This is a genomic window from Arthrobacter sp. Y3225116 (assembly GCF_059091245.1).
In genome coordinates, this window is record NZ_JBNHGL010000320.1 from 1 (window position 1) to 2,698 (window position 2,698).

A 2,698-nucleotide genomic window follows, 5' to 3' on the forward strand; every position below is an offset into this window, starting at 1 on the left:
CGACGCCCTGGCCGGCCGGGCGGCCGGACGGGCCGCGGGCATCGGGCCGGTCCGGTGAAACGACACACCGAACAGGCTGCAGGATAAACTCAAGACTGCGTGCCTATAGTCGAGAGGCTGAGGTTTCTTCCCCCAAGCACAAGCCCTCGTCCTCGGCCTGAGGCACAAAGTAGTCATGATTCGATTCGATAACGTCACGAAGATCTACGACCAGAACTCTCGTCCGGCCTTGGACAAGATCAGTCTGGAGATCGACCGCGGCGACTTCGCGTTCTTGGTCGGCTCGTCCGGGTCCGGGAAATCCACGTTCATCCGCCTGGTCCTGAAAGAAGACCGCGCCACCCGTGGCTCGGTCTACGTCGCCGGCCAGAACGTGGCCAACATTCCCAGCTGGCGCGTGCCCAAACTGCGCCGCGGCATCGGCGTGGTGTTCCAGGACTTCCGGCTGCTGCCCAACAAGACCGTCTTCGCCAACGTGGCGTTCGCCATGCAGGTGATCGGGCGCAGCCGCGCGGTGATCCGCGAGACGGTGCCCGAGGTGCTCAAGACCGTGGGCCTGGAGGGCAAAGACCACCGCATGCCGCACGAGCTCTCCGGCGGCGAGCAGCAGCGCGTCGCCATCGCCCGCGCCGTCGTGAACAAGCCCGGGATCCTGTTGGCCGACGAACCCACCGGCAACCTGGATCCGACCACGTCGCTGGGGATCATGAAGGTGCTGGACCGGATTAACCAGAACGGCACCACCGTGGTGATGGCCACCCACGACAACGTGATCGTGAACGAAATGCGCAAGCGCGTGATCGAGCTGCGCGACGGCGTGCTGGTGCGCGACCAGTCCGAAGGCATCTACCTGGGCGAACCGGAGGAGGCCAAATGAGACTGGCTTTTATCCTCGGTGAAATCGGTTCCGGCCTGCGCCGCAACCTGTCCATGGTGGTCTCCGTGGTGCTGGTGACCTTCATTTCGCTCAGTTTCGTGGGCGCGGCCGGCATGCTGCAGATGCAGATCAACCAGATGAAGGGCTACTGGTACGACAAGGTCCAGGTGGCCATCTTCCTGTGCGTTGACACCTCGACGACGGCCAGCTGCGCGGCGGGCCCCGTGACCGACGAACAGCGTGCGGAAATCGAGTCCACGCTGACCAGTCCGGCCGTGGAACAGTACGTGGACACCTACTTGTACGAGTCGCAGGACGATGCCCTGGGCCACTTCCGCGACCAGTTCGCGAACTCCCCGATCGTGGACTCGGTGACGGCCGACCAGCTGCCGGAGTCCTTCCGCGTCTCGCTGGTGGATCCGCAGAAGTACGAGGTCATCAACGAGATCTTCTCCTCGCTGCCCGGCGTCGAAGTAGTCGTGGACCAGCGCGAGATCCTGGAAAAGGTCTTCAGCGTCATGAACATCGCCTCGCTCGTGGCGGTGGGCATCGCCGTCGTCATGATTGTCTGCGCCATCCTGCTGATCGCCACCACCATCAGGCTTTCCGCCTTCAGCCGGCGCCGGGAAACCGGCATCATGCGCCTGGTCGGTGCCTCCAAGGCCGTGATCCAACTGCCGTTCGTGCTGGAAGGGGTGATCGCCGCCGTGCTCGGGGCGCTGCTGGCCTCGGTTACCCTGTGGGCGGTGGCGCACTTCTTCATCGGCGGCTGGCTGGCCAGCCAATACCCCGACACGGCCTTCATTTCCTCCAGCACCATGCTGGTGATCGGTCCCGCGCTGGTGCTGCTGGGCGCCGTCCTGGCCGGAATATCGTCCCTTTTGACCCTGCGCCGCTACCTTAAGGTCTAGACTCATGACACGTGCACAGAACTTGACATTGGGGAGCCAGGCTGTGAGCCGTACCAAGCCGCGGAAGAAATGTCTTCCGCAAGGGATTTTGAGCGCGGCCATGGCCGCCCTGCTCGCGTTCTCGCTGGGCTCCGCCGGCCCCGCCCAGGCAGACGACCTCGACGACCGCAAGGCCGCCCTCGACCAGGAAATCCAGCAGATCGAATCGTCGCTGGAGTTCCTCAACGCCGACATCGTCGAGGCGGTCAAGGAACTGAAGCAGCACCAGAGCCGGCTTCCGGCGGCCCAGCAGAAGCTCTCCGAGGCCGAGGGCCGGGTGGACGCCGCCACCAACAAGGTGGCCGCACTGGCGCAGCGCGTGGACCTGGCGCTGCAGACCAAGGACAAGATCAACCAGCAACTGGCCAGTGATGCCGAGGAGCTGGAGGAAACCAAGAAGGTCATCGGCCAGATCGCCACCCAGGCCTACAAGCAGGGCGGGGTGCCGTCCAACCTGTCGCTGTTCTTCGGTTCCGACGGCGACGCGAACCTGGCCAGCACCATCGACTTGGCGGACCAGGCGCTGCGCAGCCAAAACGCGGCACTGGACAAGCTGGCCCAGCAGAACGCCACGAACGTGAACTCCCGGGCGCGGCTGGAGGCCGTGGAGGAGGAAATCCGGGACCTGAAGGCGCAGGCCGAGGAGGCGCTGGCGGCCGAACAGGTCGCCCGCGACGAGGCGGCCGCCGAAAAGCAGAAGGTCGACCAGCTGATCGCCGAGACCTCGGCGCTGTCGGACAGTTTGCAGGCCAAGAAGCCGCAGATCGAGCAGGAGCTGGCCGTTGAGCAGGCCCAGCAGCGTCAGCGCCAGGAACGGCATGAACAACGACCCCAGTGCGCCGTAGAGCAGGATCAGCGCGATCGGCTTGCC

At 64.9% G+C, this 2,698-nt stretch carries 2 protein-coding genes and 1 pseudogene; all 3 read left to right on the top strand.

The window, feature by feature from the left end; all coding sequences use genetic code 11:
* Positions 1 to 175: 175 nt before the first annotated feature.
* Positions 176 to 877, top strand: a complete 702-nt coding sequence (gene ftsE, locus AC5RV2_RS16765; RefSeq protein WP_493979073.1) for a cell division ATP-binding protein FtsE — start codon at positions 176 to 178, stop codon at positions 875 to 877.
* Entirely contained in the window at positions 874 to 1,788 is a 915-nt protein-coding gene (gene ftsX, locus AC5RV2_RS16770; protein ID WP_494022786.1) for a permease-like cell division protein FtsX, read from the top strand. Before ftsE ends, ftsX begins: the two co-directional genes overlap by 4 nt.
* Positions 1,789 to 1,792: 4 nt before the next feature.
* Positions 1,793 to 2,698: pseudogene (locus tag AC5RV2_RS16775) on the top strand (peptidase M23); the annotation flags it as partial.

Bases quoted from the DNA above. Each gene is read 5' to 3' on its own strand.
- ftsE (WP_493979073.1), top strand. From the start codon at position 176: ATGATTCGATTCGATAACGTCACGAAGATCTACGACCAGAACTCTCGT.
- ftsX (WP_494022786.1), top strand. From the start codon at position 874: ATGAGACTGGCTTTTATCCTCGGTGAAATCGGTTCCGGCCTGCGCCGC.